11 protein-coding genes are annotated in these 19783 nt (G+C 62.2%); 2 read left to right on the top strand and 9 right to left on the bottom strand.

Features of this window, described 5'->3' with window-relative positions; all coding sequences use genetic code 11:
- From RID11_RS20745 to RID11_RS20725, 5 genes are all read right to left on the bottom strand, one after another.
- On the bottom strand, positions 1-3338 hold a 3338-nt coding region (locus RID11_RS20745; RefSeq protein ID WP_350142209.1), incomplete at its 3' end, for a pyruvate carboxylase.
- A gap of 183 nt (positions 3339-3521) precedes the next feature.
- Positions 3522-3986, bottom strand: coding sequence for a helix-hairpin-helix domain-containing protein (locus tag RID11_RS20740; RefSeq protein ID WP_350142208.1), 465 nt, complete (start codon positions 3984-3986; stop codon positions 3522-3524).
- A 149-nt stretch (positions 3987-4135) separates the two neighbouring features.
- Positions 4136-4399: a hypothetical protein gene (locus RID11_RS20735; protein WP_350142207.1), complete on the bottom strand. Its 264-nt coding sequence runs from the start codon at positions 4397-4399 to the stop codon at positions 4136-4138.
- 101 nt (positions 4400-4500) lie between these two features.
- Complete coding sequence (locus tag RID11_RS20730; protein ID WP_350142211.1) at positions 4501-5631, bottom strand: alpha-hydroxy acid oxidase; 1131 nt, start codon at positions 5629-5631, stop codon at positions 4501-4503.
- A 100-nt stretch (positions 5632-5731) separates the two neighbouring features.
- Positions 5732-6745 (bottom strand): heme-binding protein, encoded by a 1014-nt coding sequence (locus RID11_RS20725; RefSeq protein ID WP_350142206.1) that lies wholly within the window; start codon positions 6743-6745, stop codon positions 5732-5734.
- 268 nt (positions 6746-7013) lie between these two features.
- Between RID11_RS20725 and RID11_RS20720 the strand changes: the two genes are divergently transcribed.
- Both RID11_RS20720 and RID11_RS20715 read left to right on the top strand, forming a co-directional pair.
- Entirely contained in the window at positions 7014-9350 is a 2337-nt protein-coding gene (locus RID11_RS20720) for an ATP-dependent helicase (RefSeq protein ID WP_350142205.1), read from the top strand.
- A 403-nt stretch (positions 9351-9753) separates the two neighbouring features.
- Positions 9754-10440: a peptidoglycan recognition protein family protein gene (locus RID11_RS20715; RefSeq protein ID WP_350142204.1), complete on the top strand. Its 687-nt coding sequence runs from the start codon at positions 9754-9756 to the stop codon at positions 10438-10440.
- 71 nt (positions 10441-10511) lie between these two features.
- On the opposite strand, the gene RID11_RS20710 is transcribed toward RID11_RS20715, so the two are convergent.
- Genes RID11_RS20710 through RID11_RS20695 form a run of 4 tightly spaced genes read right to left on the bottom strand, consistent with a single transcriptional unit; the run spans position 10512 to position 19722 of the window.
- Positions 10512-12974 carry a hypothetical protein gene (locus RID11_RS20710; protein ID WP_350142203.1) on the bottom strand — a complete coding sequence of 821 codons (2463 nt, stop codon included), beginning with the start codon at positions 12972-12974 and terminating at the stop codon, positions 10512-10514.
- A gap of 31 nt (positions 12975-13005) precedes the next feature.
- Positions 13006-16488, bottom strand: a complete 3483-nt coding sequence (locus RID11_RS20705) for a S8 family peptidase (protein WP_350142202.1) — start codon at positions 16486-16488, stop codon at positions 13006-13008.
- Complete coding sequence (locus tag RID11_RS20700) at positions 16475-17392, bottom strand: hypothetical protein (RefSeq protein ID WP_350142201.1); 918 nt, start codon at positions 17390-17392, stop codon at positions 16475-16477. The genes RID11_RS20705 and RID11_RS20700 overlap by 14 nt, the downstream gene beginning before the upstream one ends.
- On the bottom strand, positions 17389-19722 hold the full coding sequence (locus tag RID11_RS20695) for a hypothetical protein (protein ID WP_350142200.1): 2334 nt from the start codon (positions 19720-19722) through the stop codon (positions 17389-17391). Before RID11_RS20695 ends, RID11_RS20700 begins: the two co-directional genes overlap by 4 nt.
- Between the last annotated feature and the right edge of the window lie 61 nt (positions 19723-19783).

The raw sequence follows: 19783 nt of genomic DNA, 5'->3' as shown, positions 1-19783 counted from the left end.
TCCATCTTCATCGCCTCGATGGTCAGCAGCAGGTCGCCCGCCCCCACCTTGGCCCCGGCCTGCGCCGCGACGCTCGCCACCACACCCGGCATCGGCGCGCCGATATGGTTGGGGTTGCCGCTTTCGGCCTTGGGCCGCGTGGCGGTGCTCGATTTCACCAGACGGTTGGGCACCCGGATCACCCGGGGCTGACCGTTCAGTTCGAAGAACACCTTGACGTCGCCTTCCTCGTTGGTCTCGCCCACGGCCTGCAGGCGGATTTCGAGGATCTTGCCCGGGTCGATCTCGACACTGATCTCCTCGCCCGCTTCCATCCCGTAAAAGAAGGTGCGCGTCGGCAGCGTGCGAACCGGGCCATAGATGCGGTGACGGCCCATGTAATCCAGAAACACCTTGGGATACATCAGGTAGCCGTTGAGATCCTCATTGTCGATCGACTTGCCTTCCAGCTGCGCGACGACATCCTTGCGCGTGGCCTCAAGATCGACCGGCTCGAGGTGCTTGCCGGGGCGCTCTGTGTTGGGCTTCTCGTCCTTCAGAACTTTCTTCACGATGCTCTCGGGAAAGCCGCCCGGAGGCTGGCCAAGATTGCCGCGCATCATGTCGAAGACAGAATCGGGAAAGGCCACGTCGGTCTTGGGGTTCTCCACATCGGCGCGGGTCAGGCCCTGACTGACCATCATCAGCGCCATGTCGCCCACCACCTTGGAGGACGGCGTCACCTTGACGATATCGCCGAACATCTGGTTCACATCCGCATAGGTGCGGGCCACATCGGGCCACTTTTCCTCAAGCCCGAGGCTGCGCGCCTGTGCCTTGAGATTGGTGAACTGCCCGCCGGGCATCTCGTGCAGATAGACCTCCGACGCAGGCGCCGCGAGGCCGCTCTCGAACGCGACATATTGCGCGCGCACCGCCTCCCAGTAATTCGACATCTCGCGGATGCGCTCGATGTTCAGCCCGGTATCGCGCGGCGTGTTGCGCAGCGCCTCGACGATCGAGCCGAGGCAGGGCTGCGACGTGCCGCCCGAGAACGCATCCATCGCTGCATCCACCGCATCGACGCCCGCCTCAGCGGCGGCAAGGATCGTCGCCCCGGCAATGCCAGACGTATCATGCGTATGGAAATGGACGGGAATGTCCAGCTCATCCTTCAGCGCCTTGACCAGAACAGAGGCCGAGGCCGGTTTCAGCAGCCCCGCCATATCCTTGAGGCCCAGCACATGCGCGCCCGCATCCTGCAACTCGCGGGCCATGCCGACATAGTATTTCAGGTCATACTTGGCCCGGTCCGCATCTAGGATATCGCCGGTGTAACAGATCGTGCCCTCGCAGATCTTGCCACTCGCCACCACCGCATCCATCGCGACGCGCATGTTCTCGACCCAGTTGAGGCTGTCGAACACGCGGAACACGTCGACGCCGGTCTCGGCGGCCTGCCGCACGAATTCCTGCACCACGTTGTCGGGATAGTTGGTATAGCCCACGCCGTTGCTGGCACGCAGCAGCATCTGCGTCAGCAGGTTCGGCATCTTGGCGCGCAGATCGCGCAGGCGCTGCCACGGGCATTCCTGCAGGAACCGGTAGGCCACGTCGAACGTCGCCCCGCCCCAGCATTCGACACTGAAGAGATCGGGCAGGTTGGCGGCATAGGCCGGGGCCGCGCGCACCATGTCGATCGACCGCATCCGCGTGGCCAGCAGCGACTGATGCCCGTCGCGCATGGTGGTGTCGGTCAGCAGCAGCCGCTCCTGCGCCAGCATCCAGTCGGCGACGGCCTTGGCGCCCTTGTCCTCCAGCAGCGTGCGGGTGCCGGGGGCAGGCTCGCCCTGCAATGCGGGCGGGCGCGGCAGCTTGACGTCGGCCGGTTTCGCGCGGCCCGTCGTCTCGGGATGCCCGTTCACCGTGATATCGGCGATATAGGTCAGCACCTTGGTGCCCCGGTCGCGCCGCTTGGAGAACTTGAAAAGCTCCGGCGTCGTGTCGATGAACTTGGTGGTGTATTCGTTGTTCAGAAACGTCGGGTGCTTCAGCAGGTTCTCGACAAAGGCGATATTGGTGCTCACCCCGCGAATGCGGAACTCGCGCAGGGCGCGGTCCATGCGCGCGATGGCGGCCTCGGGCGTCGGTGCCCATGCGGTGACCTTGGTCAGCAGGCTGTCATAATAGCGGGTGATCACACCGCCCGAATAGGCGGTGCCGCCGTCAAGCCGGATGCCCATGCCGGTGGCGCTGCGATAGGCGGTGATGCGGCCGTAATCGGGGATGAAATTGTTGAGCGGGTCCTCGGTGGTGATCCGGGTCTGCAGCGCGTGACCGTTCAGCGTGATGTCGTATTGCGACGCCTTGCCGGTGGCCTCGGTCAGCGTCTTGCCCTCGGCGATCTTGATCTGCGCCTGCACGATGTCGATGCCGGTGACCTCTTCGGTCACGGTATGCTCGACCTGCACGCGCGGATTGACCTCGATGAAATAGAATGCGCCGGTGTCCATATCCATCAGGAATTCGACCGTGCCCGCGCATTCGTAATCGACATGCTTGCAGATGCGATGACCCAGCTGGCAGATTTCCTCGCGCTGCGCCTCGCTCAGATAGGGGGCAGGGGCACGCTCCACCACCTTCTGATTGCGCCGCTGCACCGAGCAGTCGCGCTCATAGAGATGATACATGTTGCCATGCTTGTCGCCGAGGATCTGCACCTCGACATGGCGCGCGCGCAGGATCATCTTTTCCAGATAGCCCTCGCCATTGCCAAAGGCCGCTTCGGCCTCGCGCCGCCCCTCCAGCACCTTCTCCTCAAGCTCGTCCTCGGAGTTGATCGGCCGCATGCCGCGCCCGCCGCCGCCCCAGGACGCCTTGAGCATCAGCGGATAGCCGACCTCACCCGCCTCCTTGCGGATCGCCTTCATATCCTCGCCCAGAACCTCGGTCGCGGGGATGACCGGCACGCCCGCCTCGACGGCGACGCGCCGCGCGCTCGCCTTGTCGCCAAGCGCGCGCATCGTATCCGCCTTGGGACCGATAAAGGTGATGCCCGCAGCAACACAGGCATCGACGAAATCGGGGTTTTCCGACAGCAGGCCGTAGCCGGGATGGATCGCGTCGGCCCCGCACTCGCGGGCCACGCGGATGATCTCCTCGATCGACAGATAGGCCGCGACCGGCCCCATCCCCTCGCCGATGCGATAGGCCTCATCGGCCTTGAACCGGTGCAGGCTCAGCTTGTCCTCGTCGGCAAAGACCGCGACGGTGCGTTTGCCCAGTTCATTGGCGGCACGCATGATGCGGATGGCGATCTCGCCCCGGTTGGCGATCAGGATTTTCTTGAAGTCGGCCATGGCCTTTACCCCCGGTTGGTCACGTCTTGGGCCACCCGCGGCGATGCCGCGCTGCGGCGCTATGACCTTGTAAGATTTGTGAAAGCTTTGCGCAATCCGCCATTCTGGGTATTCGCCGGGTGGGGGAATTTCCTGTCCCAAAGGGTGGGCACCCCTACCCGGCAGGGATAGGGGCGCAGGCGGTCACTTGCCGGACTTCTTCTTTTTCTTCGCCTTGCCGGATTTCTTCTTGGACTTGTCGTCCTTCTTGGCCTTTTTCTTGTCGTCCTTCTTTTTGGACGTCTTTTTCTTGTCGGCCTTCTTCGCGTCAGACTTTTTGTCTTTGGCCTTTGCGTCGGCCTTTTTCGCCGCCGCTGTCTTGTCTGCCTTGGTCTTCGCGGCTTTCTTGGCCGCAGCCTCGGGCTTGGCAGCGGCGGGCTTGGCCTCGGCGGTCACGGGTTTGGCCGGGGACTCGGGGGTCGACGGGGCCTTGCCAAGTGCCGCGGCGGCGTCGATGAAGCCCTGCGCGCGATCCGGCGAAATGCCGCGCACCTGGGTCAGCGCCGAAGCGTCGGCGCGTGCCAGCAATTCGGGGCTGGTGATGCCAAGGGCTGCGAGCGCCTTGGCAAGGGCGGGGCCGATCCCGCGAATATCAGTCAATGAGGACACAGCAGTCTCCTGTCTCTGAGGGTAAAGAGGAATAGCGGGTGCCCTGATGGCAACCGCCGCGTGATGGCCCGGTCAGGCCGCTTTCTTGAGCGCCTTGCGCGCCGACTTCAGCTTGGTTTTCTGCCGCGATACCTTGGCTTCGCGCAGCTTCACTTCTTTTTTGAGCTCTTTGATTTTCGCTTTTTTGGCCATGGTTTCGGCTCCTTTTCGGTGATGTCCTGCACCGCACCGCTCTCGTCGGGGGCAGTTTGATGCGACAGGGTAAAGTCACGAATGAACCGCCGGATCTCGCGCGCTGCACTCGTATCGAGCGTCTCGCACAGATCGACAAAGGCATCGCGATCCGCCTTGCTGATGCGAATGATCAGCTGGCTGTCCTTGCGATCCTGTTTCTTACGTCCGTCTGCGGGCATGCGTCTGCCTCCCTGTCGGCGGGCATCATGGCATAATGCATATACTTTGTATATACATTGTAATGCATTTCTTGTAACGCATTGAATTAGAGTGCTAAATCCTATCTCAACCGGCTCGGCGTGTCCGATAGCCGTTGCAACCCCAACTGCCCCATATTGGCCTTCAGATCCTCGCGCAGGATATCGGCCAGATGCGCCGGGCCCTCCGCCCCAAGCGCGCCAAGTGCGAAATGCCACGCCCGCCCCATCATCACGAAATCCGCCCCAAGGGCCATCGCGCGCAGGATATCGAGCCCGCCCTCGATGCCGCCATCCATGATCACCGGCAGCGTGGTGGCCGCGCGCACCTCCGGCAACGCCTCGATCGTGGCGGGGGCGGCGTCGAACTGTCGTCCTGCGTGGTTCGACACCCAGATCGCATCGACGCCCGCTTTCTCCAGCGCTGCCGCGTCCTCGCCGCGCAGCACGCCCTTGACCACCAGTGGCCCGTCCCAGGCCTCGCGCAGCCAGCGCAGATAGTCCCAGTCGGGCGAGGTGCGCAGCAGATAGCCTGCGTGCTTGTTCGACGGCAGGCCCTTGGTCTGCCCGGCATAGTCGTCGATCAGCCGCATCCGAGGCATCCCCAGCCGCGCCATGCCGCTCGCCCAGGCCGGGCAGCGCGCCACCTGTGCCATCAGCCGGGGCGTGAGGCGCGGCGGCTGCGTCAGGCCCGAGCGCACCTGCCGTTCGCGGCGCGATCCCACCGGCACATCCACCGTCAGCACCAGCACCCCGAACCCGGCCTTGCGCGCGCGCTCCAGCATGTCGCGGCGAATCTCCGGGTCGCGCGGCGGATACATCTGAAACCAGCCACGCCCCTCCAGATGCGGGCCGACATCCTCGGGCTTCTGGCTCGCCACAGTCGACAGCGTATAAGGCACCCCCTCCGCCGTCGCCGCCCGCGCCAGATGCCGCTCCGCATCGGGCCAGATCAGCCCCGACATCCCCACCGGCGCGATCCCCACCGGCAGGGCATAGTCCTCACCCAGCAGGGTCGTGCTCAGGTCCGGCGCGATCTCGCCATGCAGGATCGACGGGCTCAGCCGGACCTGATCCAGCATCACCCGATTGCGCGCCTTGGTGGCCTCCACACCGGTGCCGCTGTCGAGATACTCCCACACGAAACGCGGAATACGAATGCGCGCGCGGGCGCGCAGGTCACTCAGGGCGGGGTATCGGGCATGCAGGTCCATTTCCGCATCTGTGCGGATTTTCAAACCCTTGTCCAGCATTCTGCTATGAACGACACGCCGCAGGGCGACCCTCATGGCCCGCCCCGCGACGCGCAAGCCTTCAGGCCGACGGCATCGAGGCTTTCTCGTAGCTGGGCTCGTCCACCTTCTCCATCGTGTTGATGCTCACATGCGGCCAACCGATCAGCCCCGGATGCCCGTCACGGCGCGGAAAGAAATCAAGGATCACCACCTGCGAATAGGCCATCACCAGCTTGGCATCATCATCGCCGTTCTCGACCTCCATGACGTAGAAGGTCGACACCATCTCAACCGCATTGGCCTGCTTGACGATAAACGGCAGGTTCTTGATCCCGCCACTGTTCACCGTGGTATTGACCTCCAGCACCGTGGTCCGCGCCACGTTCGGGGGCAGCCCCAGCGTCAGCAATTCATGTGGGCTGACCGGGTTGAACCCGGGAAAACCTGCCGCCGTTATCGTACCCTTGAATGGGTTGTCGCTATAGTGCTTGTAGGGTGCCAGGTACGGGTTGTTGTCCAAGTCATGCGTGACACCTGTCGGCAGGCCGTTGATCGCTTCGATCTCCGGTGGCCCGTCGATCACCTCGCTACGCCCTAGCGCCAGGATCGAGTCGCCATGCGGCACCGTGCTTAGCCGCGCGATATCCAGGTCATCGGTGCGCTCGTTCGTCATGTGCAGCCACAGGCCCGGCTCGTGGTGGATTGGCAGGTCGGCAGGCCCGGCCAACCCACTATCGGGCTGATCCTCGGCGTCGATCTGCTTGATCATCTGCTCGAAATCCAGCGTCACAACGAACTGATCGGTATTGGTGCCCGCCGCCCGGTCGATCCCACGATTTGGCACCGCCTTGTCCACCAACGAGAATTTCAGCTCTTCCTCATAGTGGTTCATCAACAGCCGATAGGCAAAAGGGTTGTCGTCGGCGGCAAAGGGCAGGGCGATCATGTTCCAGCCACGCGCGGCAAAACCACCGCTGTTCTTCCATGTCCCGGGTAACAGTTTCAGCGGACCCAGGTCCTCGTCCCCGGTCTGCGCCAGTTGGACCTCGCGGCCTTTTTTGCGATAGCTTTCGATGCGTTCCGCACTAACCATACGTGAAACTCCTTTTTTTGATGTTAAATTTGGTAAAAATGCACAGCGCTCAAAGCGCAGGCGTATGAAGTTGCCCTAGCACAACCTTAGCACGTGGCCGCCATTTCCCCGATTCCTGCTTTGGCAATCGTCCCCGATGGGCTGAAATTCGCTTAAGACGCGATCTGCCGCAGTGGTGCTAGCATTTCACCGGGCGATACCGCTTTAGGTGGAACAATCCCTGAACATTATCTTTAACTCGGTCTTAACCCACGCTATCCTCCGCCGCATGAGCAGTTTTGACGAATCCGACGCCTTTGAAGGCGCAAGCCTCGCCGCCCGCGCCATGGCCGCGCGGCCCGCGCCCTATCTCGAAGATCTGAACCCCGAGCAACGCCGCGCCGCTGAAACACTCGACGGCCCGGTGCTGATGCTCGCGGGCGCGGGCACCGGCAAGACCAAGGCGCTGACCACGCGCATCGTGCATCTGCTCAACACGGGACGCGCGCATCCCAACGAAATCCTCGCCGTGACCTTCACCAACAAGGCCGCCCGCGAGATGAAGGAGCGCGTCGGCCGCCTGATGGGCGAGCGGGTCGAAGGGATGCCGTGGCTCGGCACCTTCCATTCGATCTGCGTCAAGCTGCTGCGCCGTCACGCCGAACTGGTTGATCTCAAGTCGAATTTCACCATCCTCGACACCGATGACCAACTGCGCCTGCTCAAACAACTGGTGCAGGCCGCCAACATAGACGACAAGCGCTGGCCCGCCCGGATGCTCGCCGGGATCATCGACCAATGGAAGAACCGCGCCTGGCCCCCCGACAACCTGCCCGCCGCCGAGGCCTCGGCCTATGACGGCAAGGGCCCCGCGCTCTACCGCCAGTATCAGACCCGGCTCAGGGAGTTGAACGCCGTCGATTTCGGCGATCTGCTGCTGCATGTGGTAACGATCTTTCAGAAATACGACGATGTGCTCGCGCAATATCAGCGCCGGTTCAAATACATCCTCGTGGACGAATATCAGGACACCAACGTCGCGCAATATCTCTGGCTGCGCCTGCTCGCGGGCGGGCATCGCAACATCTGCTGCGTAGGTGACGATGACCAGTCGATCTATGGCTGGCGCGGCGCCGAGGTGGGCAATATCCTGCGGTTTGAAAAGGATTTTCCCGGTGCGGCGGTGATCCGGCTGGAACAGAATTACCGCTCCACCCCGCATATCCTCGCCGCCGCCGGTGGCGTCATCGCAGGCAACCGCGACCGGCTGGGCAAGGAGTTGTGGACGCAGGCCGAGGCGGGCGAAAAAGTCCGCCTGATCGGCCATTGGGACGGCGAGGAAGAGGCGCGATGGATCGGCGAAGAGGTCGAATCGATGCAGCGCGGTACACGCGGCATGCGCGCCTTCGGTCTCGATGACATGGCCATCCTCGTGCGCGCCTCGCACCAGATGCGCGCCTTCGAGGACCGGTTCCTCACCATCGGCCTGCCCTACCGCGTCATCGGCGGCCCGCGCTTTTACGAGCGGATGGAGATCCGCGACGCGATGGCCTATTTCCGCCTCGTCACCTCGCCCGTCGATGATCTGGCCTTCGAGCGGATCGTCAACACCCCCAAACGCGGCCTCGGCGACAAGGCGCAGCAGACCATCCAGCGCATCGCCCGCGACAATGGCGTCTCGCTGGTCGATGGTGCTGCGCTGGCGGTCGAGCAGGGCGCGATCAAGGGCAAGGGCGCGGCGGCGCTGCGCGACCTTATCGTGGGCCTCGCCCGCTGGGGCCGGATGACCGGCGATGCCGACCTCACCCATATGGAACTCGCCGAGATCATCCTCGATGAGAGCGGCTACACCGCCATGTGGCAGAACGACAAGACGCCCGAGGCCCCCGGCCGCCTCGAAAACCTCAAGGAACTCATCAAGGCGCTGGAAGGCTTCGAAAACCTGCAAGGCTTCCTCGAACATGTCAGCCTGATCATGGATAACGAGACCGAAGAGGCGGGCGAAAAGATCACCCTGATGACGCTCCACGCCGCCAAGGGGCTGGAATTTCCCGTCATCTTTCTGCCGGGCTGGGAGGACGGGCTCTTTCCGTCGCAACGCTCGATGGACGAGTCGGGCACGCGCGGGCTGGAGGAGGAACGCCGCCTCGCCTATGTCGGCATCACCCGCGCCGAGGAAGTCTGCACCATCTCCTTTGCCGGCAACCGCCGCGTCTATGGCCAGTGGCAATCGCAGATGCCTTCGCGCTTCATTGATGAGCTGCCCGAGGCGCATGTCGAGGTGCTCACCCCACCCGGACTCTACGGCGGAAACTATGGGGTCGCGGCGAGTGGCATCGAGACCCGCGCCGCCGAGGCCAATGTCTACAACTCCCCCGGCTGGCGCCGCCTGCAATCGCGCGGTGCCTCGCGCCCCATCAGCCAGCCGACCGAAGCCCGCTCCCCGGTGATCGACGCGCAGGCGCTGAGCGCACACACCGTGGGCGAGCGCGTCTTTCACCAGAAATTCGGCTACGGGGCCATCCTGAGCATCGAGGGCGACAAGCTGGAAATCGAATTCGAGAAGGCCGGCATCAAGAAGGTCGTCGCCCGCTTCATCACCGGCGCGGATGACGTGCCTTTCTGATTGGGCCTGACCGGGTGCAGTCGAGTATTTCCGGCAAGATGAAGCCGGATAAGCCCTTCATCTTGCACTCAATATCCCCGCCGGAACACTCTGCCTTGGGGCGGTCCAATGCCGGGGATCGAACCGGGCCCATGATGCACCAGGACTAAACCGGACCACCTGACGGGGGCAGGCCTGCGGGGTGCTCTGCAGCGGACATGTCGACGTGCGCTTGGCACTTTCTGCGCGAGCTTTTTCTCCAAAAGTGCCCTTAAACGTGCTAATATACAGACATGACATAGCGTGCCAGCTGCCGTCGGTGACGGCTATGCCTGTTTCAGGTTGCTGCACGCCAGTGATTGGTTTTTCCGCGTGATCCGTGGATCACCCCCTTGTTTTCAAATTCATTCAGGAGGAGACGCTCATGTTTACGAAACCGTCGCGATCCGTGGATCGGGTGTTTGTTCACTGCTCGGCTTCGGATCACCCGCATCATGACAACATCGCCACGATCCGCAAATGGCATGTGCAGGATAACGGCTGGTCGGATGTCGGGTATCACTACTTCATCCGCAAGGACGGAATGCTGGAAGAGGGGAGGCCCCTTGATCGCACTCCGGCGGCACAGCGCGGGCATAATACCGGAACCATAGCGATCTGCCTTCACGGTCTGCACGAAGACGCATTCACCGAAGCGCAATTCGACCGGCTACGTGCGTTGTGCACTGAAATCAACAATGCGTATAACGGCAAAGTGACGTTTCACGGACATCGGGAAGTGGCCTCCAAGGCGTGCCCGGTTTTCGACTACAAGTCCGTGCTGAACCTCGATGAATTCGGAATCCTCGGGTTGGACGGTGCGGACATACAGGACACGCTGGACACGCAGACCCCGGGCAGCATGCCAAGCCTTGAAACAGGAGATCGCGGGCTGTCGGTGAAGGGTCTGCAAAAGATGCTCATGATCAAGGATGACGGGATCTTCGGGCCAAAGACTGCGGCGGCCGTGCGCGATTTCCGCGAGAGCGTCGGGCTGCCGCGCACCGATGTGGTCGATGATGCGACCTGGGCGGCACTGTTTGAAAACCGCAGAATCGAACACGCAGACTGAGGCTGATCATCCAGATCTGAAAACCAGAGGCCCGCGACACAGGCGCGGGCCCTATTGCCCGAAACCGGGTCTCAGCTCATCGGAACGATGAACACCTGATCGTTTGTGGTACCGGTTGCGAGCTCGGTTGCGTCCCCGTTGACGTCATAGCCTGTCACGGCAAAACTGTATTCCCGCGCCGCGCCGTCTGGCTGGACAAGCGAAACGAACTGATCGGCCATTTGGCTGGGTGTGAAGAGGGCCGAGGTCTCGTCTGCCAGATCGCCGCTGCCGGTCAGAGCGACCTTGATAGCGATCATGTCCCCCAACGACTGCTGCGGCAATTTCAGGCGGATGCGCTGCACAGTTCCCGGCCCTTCGGTCAACAAGATGATCCCGTTCTCGACCGTCTGGTTTTCTTGTGTCGAAACGCTGCCGTCGATCTTGATCACGGTCGAGCTGAACTCGACGGGCGCGGGGTCTTCGGCAAGGGTCGGAATTTCGATCCGCCGCACGGCCAAGGGTGTCATCCCGTCGTATTCCTCGCGATAGGACACACGGTATCCGCTGTCGTCTTCCGTGTAGCTGATGTCGACCACGGCTTGCAGCAGGTTCGGCGCGTCCAGCAGCATCGGGTTGATGGTGACGCGCTGCAACCCGCGAAACGGCGGATTGACCACCAGCGCCGGTTCCTGCGATGTCTCGAACGGCGTTTCAATCCGCAGGTTGCCTTCGCGGAAAAAGTACCGCAGCCGGTAGCGATACTCGAGCGGCGCGTCGGCCCCGAGCCGCAGTTTCCAGGTCTGCGCCGCGCCGCCCGGTGTCAGCACGAAAGTCCTTTGATCGGTGAAACCGGTGACGGGGTTCTCATAAGCGACTTCGACCTCGACTTGCGCGATCAGATCGTTCGAAAGGCTCGACAATCCGATCTCGACCTGCATCAGTTCGATTGCGTCCATCGGTGCAAGCGGCAACTGACGATCTGCCGTGGCGGTCCAGTCGGTCACGATCTGACTGTCCTTGCCGCGCCATTCCGTTGTCGGATCGAAGGTGATCGTCATCCGGTAACGATAGTCGCGGTCGTTGCGGTCGTTGACGAAGGTCGTGAAGGACCTGCTGTCGGTTTCACCGGGACGGAACAAGAAGCCGTCGATATGGTCTGCATCGCGATTGGCCGGTCGGTCGGCGGGGTATTCCATGTTCACCGCCACCGAAGCGATACCGAGCGAGGCCAGATCCTGACCCATCGAAACGGTCGACACGACGCGATCGAACCAAGGGTCGTCCATATCAATCTCAAAGATATGCTTGTCGAGGTTGTAGCCGTCGCAGATCGACGAGAACATGCCATTGGGATTGGCTTCCTGCTGCATGGCGGCCTGCATCGTGAAATCGAACTCGCGCACTTTCAGTTCATCCTGGTGAAAGACCTTGAGCGAGAAGCCCACCCGGAACGGCGAAATCTCGGAAATCGCGTTGCCGCCACCGCCGGCTGGCGCGCGCGCGGCGGCCTGCGTCTGGTTGGTCGCGGCGGTCGAGGCGACCTGATCTGACAGATTGCTGGCAGGCGCGCCAGTATTCGGAGGCGTTTGGGCGACCGCGCCCCGTTGCGGCTGCATCGCCGCGCCAAGCGTAGGCACCGGCATCTGCCCGAACAGGTTCTGCAACTGCCCCAGCATGCCACCGCCGGCATCGGGTTGCATGAACCCCGGAGGCGACATGGATGTCTCGAACAGATCCTTGATAAGTTCGTTTTTGATCCACTCCCAGGCCTCGTCCTGCTGCGCCTTGAGATCCTCGTCATCGGTGAATTGCGTGATCTCGACCTTGACGATGCCCTTTTCGCGCAGGCGCTGGAACGCGACGCCGATATCGGCGGCCAGGCTGACAGCCTTGATCTGCGCCTGCACGCCCAGTTCGGTTTCCATATGTGTGTAGACGCGCTTGTAGTCTGCGCGTGCCTTGATCGAAAACGCATCACGCATGCCCATGAAGAACAGCTGATACAGCACGCCGAACATGCTGATGCCGCCCCGCAATGTCTGTTCCATGGCGGTGGCCATTTCGCGGTTCAGCATGACGGTGAAGGTGGCGCGCTGGTCGCCGATCAAGGATGGCTTGGTCGACCCGTGCACTTCCTCGAAGAATTTCAGCCCGCGCGGCGCGTCCGCCGATGCCCCTTCGGCATCGGCGGAATCACGCATCACGCTCAGTCGCACCGATCCGTCCCGAACCGTCACCGGCGCAAGGCGGATTTCATCGGGCACATTGTCGAAATGGTCCGGGATCTCGTTCCGAATGTCATCGAGCTCATCCTCGGTGACCGCCAGATCCACGGTGAAATTCAGGATGCCGCCGCCCAGACTGTCGCCTTCCTGAAAATCGACATTGTCGGTGATGTCGCGCCGGAACTTGACGAAGCTCAAGGCCGGGGTGCCATTGACCTTGGAGATCCGGGGCACCTCGCAAATGTAGTAGAACTGACCGAGATCCTGGTGGTCGCGGTAGACAATGACACCGGGGATCGCTTGTGTTTTTTCGTATAGAGCGAGCATTATATCTCTCCGTCATCAAATCCTGCTTGGCTCAGGCGCGCGTGTAGTAGCCGCGCACCCAATCCGACATGTCATCGTCGCCCATCGATTCCAGCGTCTGGCTGGGATCGTCGGTGCGGCGCGGCGGATTGGCGGCAGAACCGTTCGGCTGGTAGCCGCTGGGTGGGCGCGACCCGGCATATTGCGGGTTCTTGAAGAAGGTGCGGTTGGCCTCGTGCCGTGTCGACAGAACCGCGTGCAACCCGGTATCGGCATGGCTGGGCGGGTGGCGCCAGTGCAGCACGGTCAGCAAGGGATCGGAACTGGACTGCATGTCGTTGACGAACTGGTTGCGCAGCGCGTCCGAGGGCGCGGCCTCGATCCGCTTGGTGAAGTTCGCGTTGAACAATCCGTCAAGCGCGGTCTTGATCTCATCAAAGGTCAGCCCGCGTGCAATGGTGGCCTGAAACACCGTGTTTATGCCCCGCGGGGAATCCGGCGGTGCATCCGGATCAAAGCGGGGGAAATCCGACCCGCGTGCGTATTTCAGAAGCATCGCCTGAAAGGCAAGTTCGGCATTGGTCCGGACATAGAAGGCCGAGGATTGATCGCCCGCGTAATTCGCAGCCCGAAAGATGCCGACCGGAGGCGAGACCACGTCGCCATTGGCCAGAGTGGCCTGCCCGGTCGCCGAAAGCAGGCCGCGCTGAAGCCGCGTGTACTCGGCGGCATTCGCGTTTATCAGCATCGTCTGGATGCCGGCCGGGGCGCAGGTCTGGGCGCGGCCCTGATTCATCTGCCCGTTGGGATCGAGGATCTCCTGCAGCACATCGTCGACCAATTGTTCGGCAACCCGAACGCCTGTCATGTCCGGATGCGGAACGATCGACACCAGTTCCAGCAGGTGGTCGATCAGCATGATGCCTTCGCGAAGGCATGGCTGCTTGAGCACGGTCATTTCGAGACCGGCCGCCGTGGTGAACATACGGTCCAGCATCGTAGAGAGCCGCTGCCGGGCCGGACCGGCCTCAACCCAGAGCGAGAGGATCTTGCCGCGGATGTCTGTCTCGACGTGATTGGTGAAGAACCGGTGCGAAAAGATGTTGACCAGCGACCTGCGGTCATCGTCGTCATCGGGAAGGTTCTTCCATAGCCAATCAAGTTCGGCGGCATGGCGCGGCATCGCCTGCATTGCAGCGGTGTCCGGAACCACCTGTGTCACAGGATCCGCCCGCAATGCGATAATGTTCATGCGGTTGTTGTCGGGCGATGCGTTGAAGGAATCGTCGCCCGGCCAGAGTATCGCGGATGTGCCGCCGGTGGGTTCAAAGCGTACCCGGTAGTAGAGCATCTGCGCCATCTGGCTTTGCGGTGGGCTCATCCTGGATTTGCGCAGCTCCTCCCGGTAGCAGTCCCATAGCTCTTGCGGCATGGTCCAGGTTGCGCGGTTTCCGGACAGGACGATGTCCTGCGCGTCAAGGTTTAGCGTGCGCGTGCTGCCATCGGCGTTGGTGATCTGCACGTTCGTCAGGGTCTCGCCGGTGTGATAATAGCGCAGCGGGTTGGCGGGGTCGCGTTCCGGCGCATTGGGGATGTCACGCGACCCATAGGCCAACTCTATGATCGCCCGTCCGTTTTCATTGGCGAACACCTCAAAGCTGGGCGGCCGATCGCCTTCGGTCCAATTGTAGAGCGAGGACCGGATCACCACCCATGTCTGCGTCGCCGCCGCCGGGAAATCGTATTCCAGCAGGGCGCGAGTATCGAGCTTGCCAGCACCGTAATCGTTGTTGGGCACCGCGTCGCCGGTTCCGGTATTGGCATCGGTCCGGGCTGTTTCCGCGAGGCCACGCCGGATCTGTTCCTGGGTAAGGGTGGGCTTCTTTTCCAGCAGGCAGGCGATAGAGCCCGTGACATGCGGCGCGGCCATGCTGGTGCCTTGCAGCGTGAGATACTGGCCGCCGGGCGGCTCCGGCGGGAAGGCACCATTATTCGCATCGCGTGACCGCGCGGCCTTGACCAACTCGCCGGGGGCCGAAATATCGGGCTTGATCCGCCCGTCGGTCGTCGGCCCGCGCGACGAGAAGTTCGATATCCCGCCCGCGCCTGCAGGGGGTTTGGTGACATAGCTGCCTGCGGCGATGACCTCGCGCGCGGTGCCGGGGGTAGAGATCGTCGCGGCAGACGGATTCGGCGAGCCGTTGAACGATAGCCGCGCGCCACTGTTGCGGCTGACCCAGGAATGGAATGCCACGGCCGCGCCGCCCGGATTCTCAAGCCGGATCGTCCATCCCCCAAGATCCAGACCACCGGCATTGTTCAGTGAGATGCGGATACGGTTCTGGTGGTTGGGCTGCAAATCCGTGGTCATGCCGACAGAAATGTTGGTCCCGCTGGTATAGCTGTCGGGATGTGTTGCGCTGCCACTGGCTGGCTGGGCATGCGGGCCTTTCGCCTCTCCGGCGGGGTTGGTGACCGTCACGCTCAGCCTGCCTGCGGCAGGGTACCAGATTTCGATCACCCCGCGGGTAAGCTGCGCAAGCGTGCCGACATTGGCAATGCTGGCCTGCAGGTCCACGTGGCCACCGGCTGGAATGGACGCGCCCCAATGGGCGTTGTCGTTGGCCGCGTTGCCCGCAGATTTGACAAAGGCCCGCCCCGGCACACCCAGCATCTTGTCGATCATCAATTCCAGCGCCATCGTCCCGTCATGCGGACCCTCGTTGATGCCCTGGCTCTGGTTGATCACGCAGGGACGGCCCAGCGCATCAGCCATGTCGTAGATGTATTTCATGGCCCAGCTTGCCTGAACCGAGGTCAGCGAGGCATTGCGCACGATGATGTATTCGGCACCGGTGGCAATGCCGGGGAAATTGGCATCGTTGGAACCAGCGATCGCGGCCACATGTGTGCCATGGCCCGAGCCGCTGTTGAAATGGCGGACAGAGTTTTGCGGGTTCGCCGTGCCCAGCGCGGCATTGATCGCGGCGCGGTCATACTCGACCCCGATCCCGTAGGGCTGCGGAACCGTTTCCGTTCCGGTCGCCGTGACGATCTGATCCCAGATCGCGATAATGCGCGTGGTGCCGTCGGGGTTCAGGAACGCCGGGTGCTGGAAATCGATGCCGCTGTCGATGATCCCGAGGATCACGCCCTGGCCGGTATAGGTGTGCGGTGGCGTTCCGATGCCGGTTCCGCTGTTGACCTCGTCGGCATTCACCTCGACCACCGAGATGTCAAGCTCGTCTTCCATCGGATAGCTGCCTTCAATGCGAACCACCGAGTCGACCTCGGCCAAGCCCGCCAGATCACCCGGCGCGATCCGCCCCGTGACGATGTCATCCACGCGCGTCACGACGCTTAGCCCTGCGTTTTCCAAGGGCGATACCTCGCCGGAAAACTGCACCGTCACCAAGAGTTCCTGGGCGCCGCCTTCGCCAGTGACCACGCCTTCGGTTTCGAATTCCTCTTCGCCGATCTGGTTTTCGGCAAGGGCCTGCTGGGTCATCAGCAGCCTAAGATCAATCTTGTCCATCTAAGACCTCCTTCAAGAATCCAGGCCCCAGGCCCACCGGTGGCACGCGCAGGGTGTAATGCGCCCCTTTCAGGGCTCCGTCTTCGAAATCGAACTCGGCCGCGACCCCGACACCGCGCGGGGCGCGGGCTTGCCCGCAGCAGTAGTTGTAAAGCCCCGAAACAAGGTCACGGTCATGCCCGAAAAACCCGATCTGCCGGGCCAGTCGTCGTGCCTTTTCCGGATGTTCCGGCATCCGGGCCCAGATCGTGGTGCCGATACGGATCCTGCCTTCGGAGCCGGCCGCCGACACGGCGATGCTCCATGGACGGGTGCCGTCGCTGACCGGACGGCCCAGCAGGTCTGTCATCAGGTCGCGCACCGTGGCCCAGACCTGTGGCTGGCCAAGCGCGGCCAGCGTCTGACGCGGCGATTGGCGATGGTACAAGCCGAATGACAGCCACCCCCGCCCGCTGCCCGGTTCGTCGCGTGCCGTCATGTAGACCGACCCGCGCGTGCGCAATTCGGCCAACACGGACGGCGGCGCGGCGATCGCCTCGACCTCGTCGACCGCGATTTCCCAATCGGTCGCGCGTGGCTTGCCGAAGATCAGGCTGCGACCGACATCGGTCGGGCGGGCCACGTCCCACCGGCGCCAGAGCCGGACATTCGGTGCGGGGCGCTGCGGCAGTGCAGACGCGACGCCGACCGTGAGCGCGCCGTTGGTCGGCACGGCGAAGGTCAGCATCATGTCCCCGCCACCATCGATACAGGTGCGATCCACGGACCCAAGACCGGCAGCGCCAGAGAGAGGGCGGATGGCAGCCGCGCGGCCCTCCGGGCTCAGGCGGCACAGCCGCGCCACGCGGTCAATGAATGCCGCCTGTCCGGTGCGCGCAGCAGGAAGACCGGGCTTGGTGTTCATGACGGTACCGCCGAAGACAACATGAGGAACCTGTCACGCGACGTCTGTTCCCCGGTCGTCTTGGTAAAGCCGGTATCCATCACGTAGGTCAGTTCATAGCTGTACTCACGGCGGCTCGCGTCCTTGAGCATGACCTTCCAGGTCGGCGCGTCCCCCGGGGCCGAAAACTCGTGCAGTGTTTCCTTGAGAACCCCGTTAGCGGCGTCCTCGTATTTCAGCGTCAGGACGATCTTGGACACACCCTGACTGGCAAAGTCTGGCCCGATAAGCTTGGGCTGCACCTCCATGGATTTGGCGAACACGTCGCCCAGAACATGCACGTTGCCCTCGGCTTCGATCATGCCGGTCTGGATGATGTTGGAATTGGCGTCGATGATCGTCTGCCCCATGAGGAAACGACGCTTGGTCACGTCTTTCCACGGGATCGCCCAGATCTGCGGCTTGTAGGCGTCCTCGCCCTGAAACATCAGTGTCGTGGATTCGAAAACGCCGTTCTCGGGGTCCTCATATCGAAGATCAAGGATCAGCAGGCCCAAAACGGTGGCCGGGCTGACCACGAAGGTCAGTTCCAGCTTCTCCGGATCGGGATTGCGGATCACCGTCAATCCCCGATCCACCGGTTCCCAGGCGGTTTCGATGACTTCGTTGTCGCTGCGAATATATTGCAGCGAGTATTCCGGTTCGATCCCATCCTTGGCCCGTTGCCGGAACGAGGCAGCATAGTCGTGATCGTCAGCCGAGAGCAGCTTGGCATCCTCGTGCAGCCACTTGGACACCGGATCGTTGTAGCGAACCCGCAAAAGCACCTGCGGATACCGATCCCACGGAAAGTTATCGACGGTCTGCACGTTGATAGTCTGGCGCTCGAACAGTTCGGCCGCATTGACGATGATGTTCTTGGATTCGATCCGCCGCCACTGGGTTTCCATCATGTTCGACGGGCCGGGGATCGCGTCAGGCTTGAAGAAGATCCGATACCGGTAAAAAAACTTCGGCCCGATCTCGGGGTCAAACCATGTGCCTTTACGAAAGACTTCTTCGCCGGTCTTGAAGTTGAACGACCAAAGCGCGTTTGAATTGTCCTCGTCTTCGTCTTCTTCTTCGGGATTGGCGGTAAAGTCGACATCCTTGACATATTGTACGTCGAGCGAGATCTGGTCGATCCCGCTGCCCTCGAAATCGGCGACGCAGGAGGCGGAGAACTCGGCCTTGCTCCAGACATCGTCGGCGCCGTCCACCACCGTGACGATATCGTCCTTGGTGACGCCGAGATCCTCGAAAAAGGCATGGATATGACCTTGGGGATAGATCCGGCGCGTCACGGCGCGGCGCACCGAATAATCGACCTCTATGGATCGCAATTCGGTGATGTCCACTTCGCGCCGGGTATACCCGACCGAAGGAAACCCATGCGCCAGCGACCGCATCCGAACGAGGCTGTCAACGGTGCTGTCGAACGAACTCTGACCGTCGGGCGTCACCGCGTTGGGATTGGTGGTCGGCTCAAAGAACGTATCGAGCACCATCTCCTGAAGGTCCTTGCGAACATCGTTGAACTGCGCTTCAAGAGTGTCAGCGTCGATGTCCGTCTCGGTCGTATCTAGGGCGGCCTCGATCTTTATGATCTTCTTTTCCTCAAGTTCGGATACGATCTTGTCGATCTCGGTGTTGAAAAAGATGAAGTTGCCCTCGAACCGGTTCTGGACGAAATCGTAGACTTGCTCCCAGTCTGCCGTGACCTTGACGTTATAGGCCTCCATCTGGCCGACAAATTCCAGCGTGTAGAACACCGATGCCGGGATCAGCCCGTCGAATGCGCCCATCAGCAGCTTGGTTGCCTTGCGGTTCAACTCGGCCGTGAAGATCGCGCGGTTCTCACCGTAAAGCGACGGCGTCCCGCTGGTGCGCAGGAACGGAACCCAGGCCGGTATTGTTTTGGTCTGCGGTTCGGCATCGTCCGGTGCCGGGTTGTCGGGGTCGGGGTCCGGCGGGTCCAGAACGATCTCGCGCGTGGTTTCGTCAAGAAAGTTGAGCTGAACACCGCCGCGGCCGAAAGGCAGTGGTCCAAGGCGGATCTCGACCTCCTCGCCGGTGTCTTCCTCGATGCTGTCCTCGATCTCCTTCTTGACCTTTTTCAACGTCGCCTCGGGCCAACTCAGCACCGTGTCGAAAAAGAAGAAGCCTCCCAGATCCTCCTCGCCTTCGTCGACCTCGTCCTGCGCCTCCTTCATCGCGACAAAGCGCATGGCGGGACGCCCCTGATCATCGACGGGCACATGCGGAGAATTCGGGAAGTAGTAATATTGCAGCTTGTCTTGGGCGTCACCCATGACGGTGACGCCTTCAAAGGAATAGTACGGGGGGCCAAGACGCAGCATCGGTCACCTTCCT

The sequence above is a fragment of the Roseovarius sp. genome (genome assembly GCF_040219995.1).
Lineage (GTDB): Bacteria > Pseudomonadota > Alphaproteobacteria > Rhodobacterales > Rhodobacteraceae > Roseovarius.
Note: the sequence above shows the minus strand (reverse complement) of the source record. Positions and strands in the feature narration are given on the sequence as shown.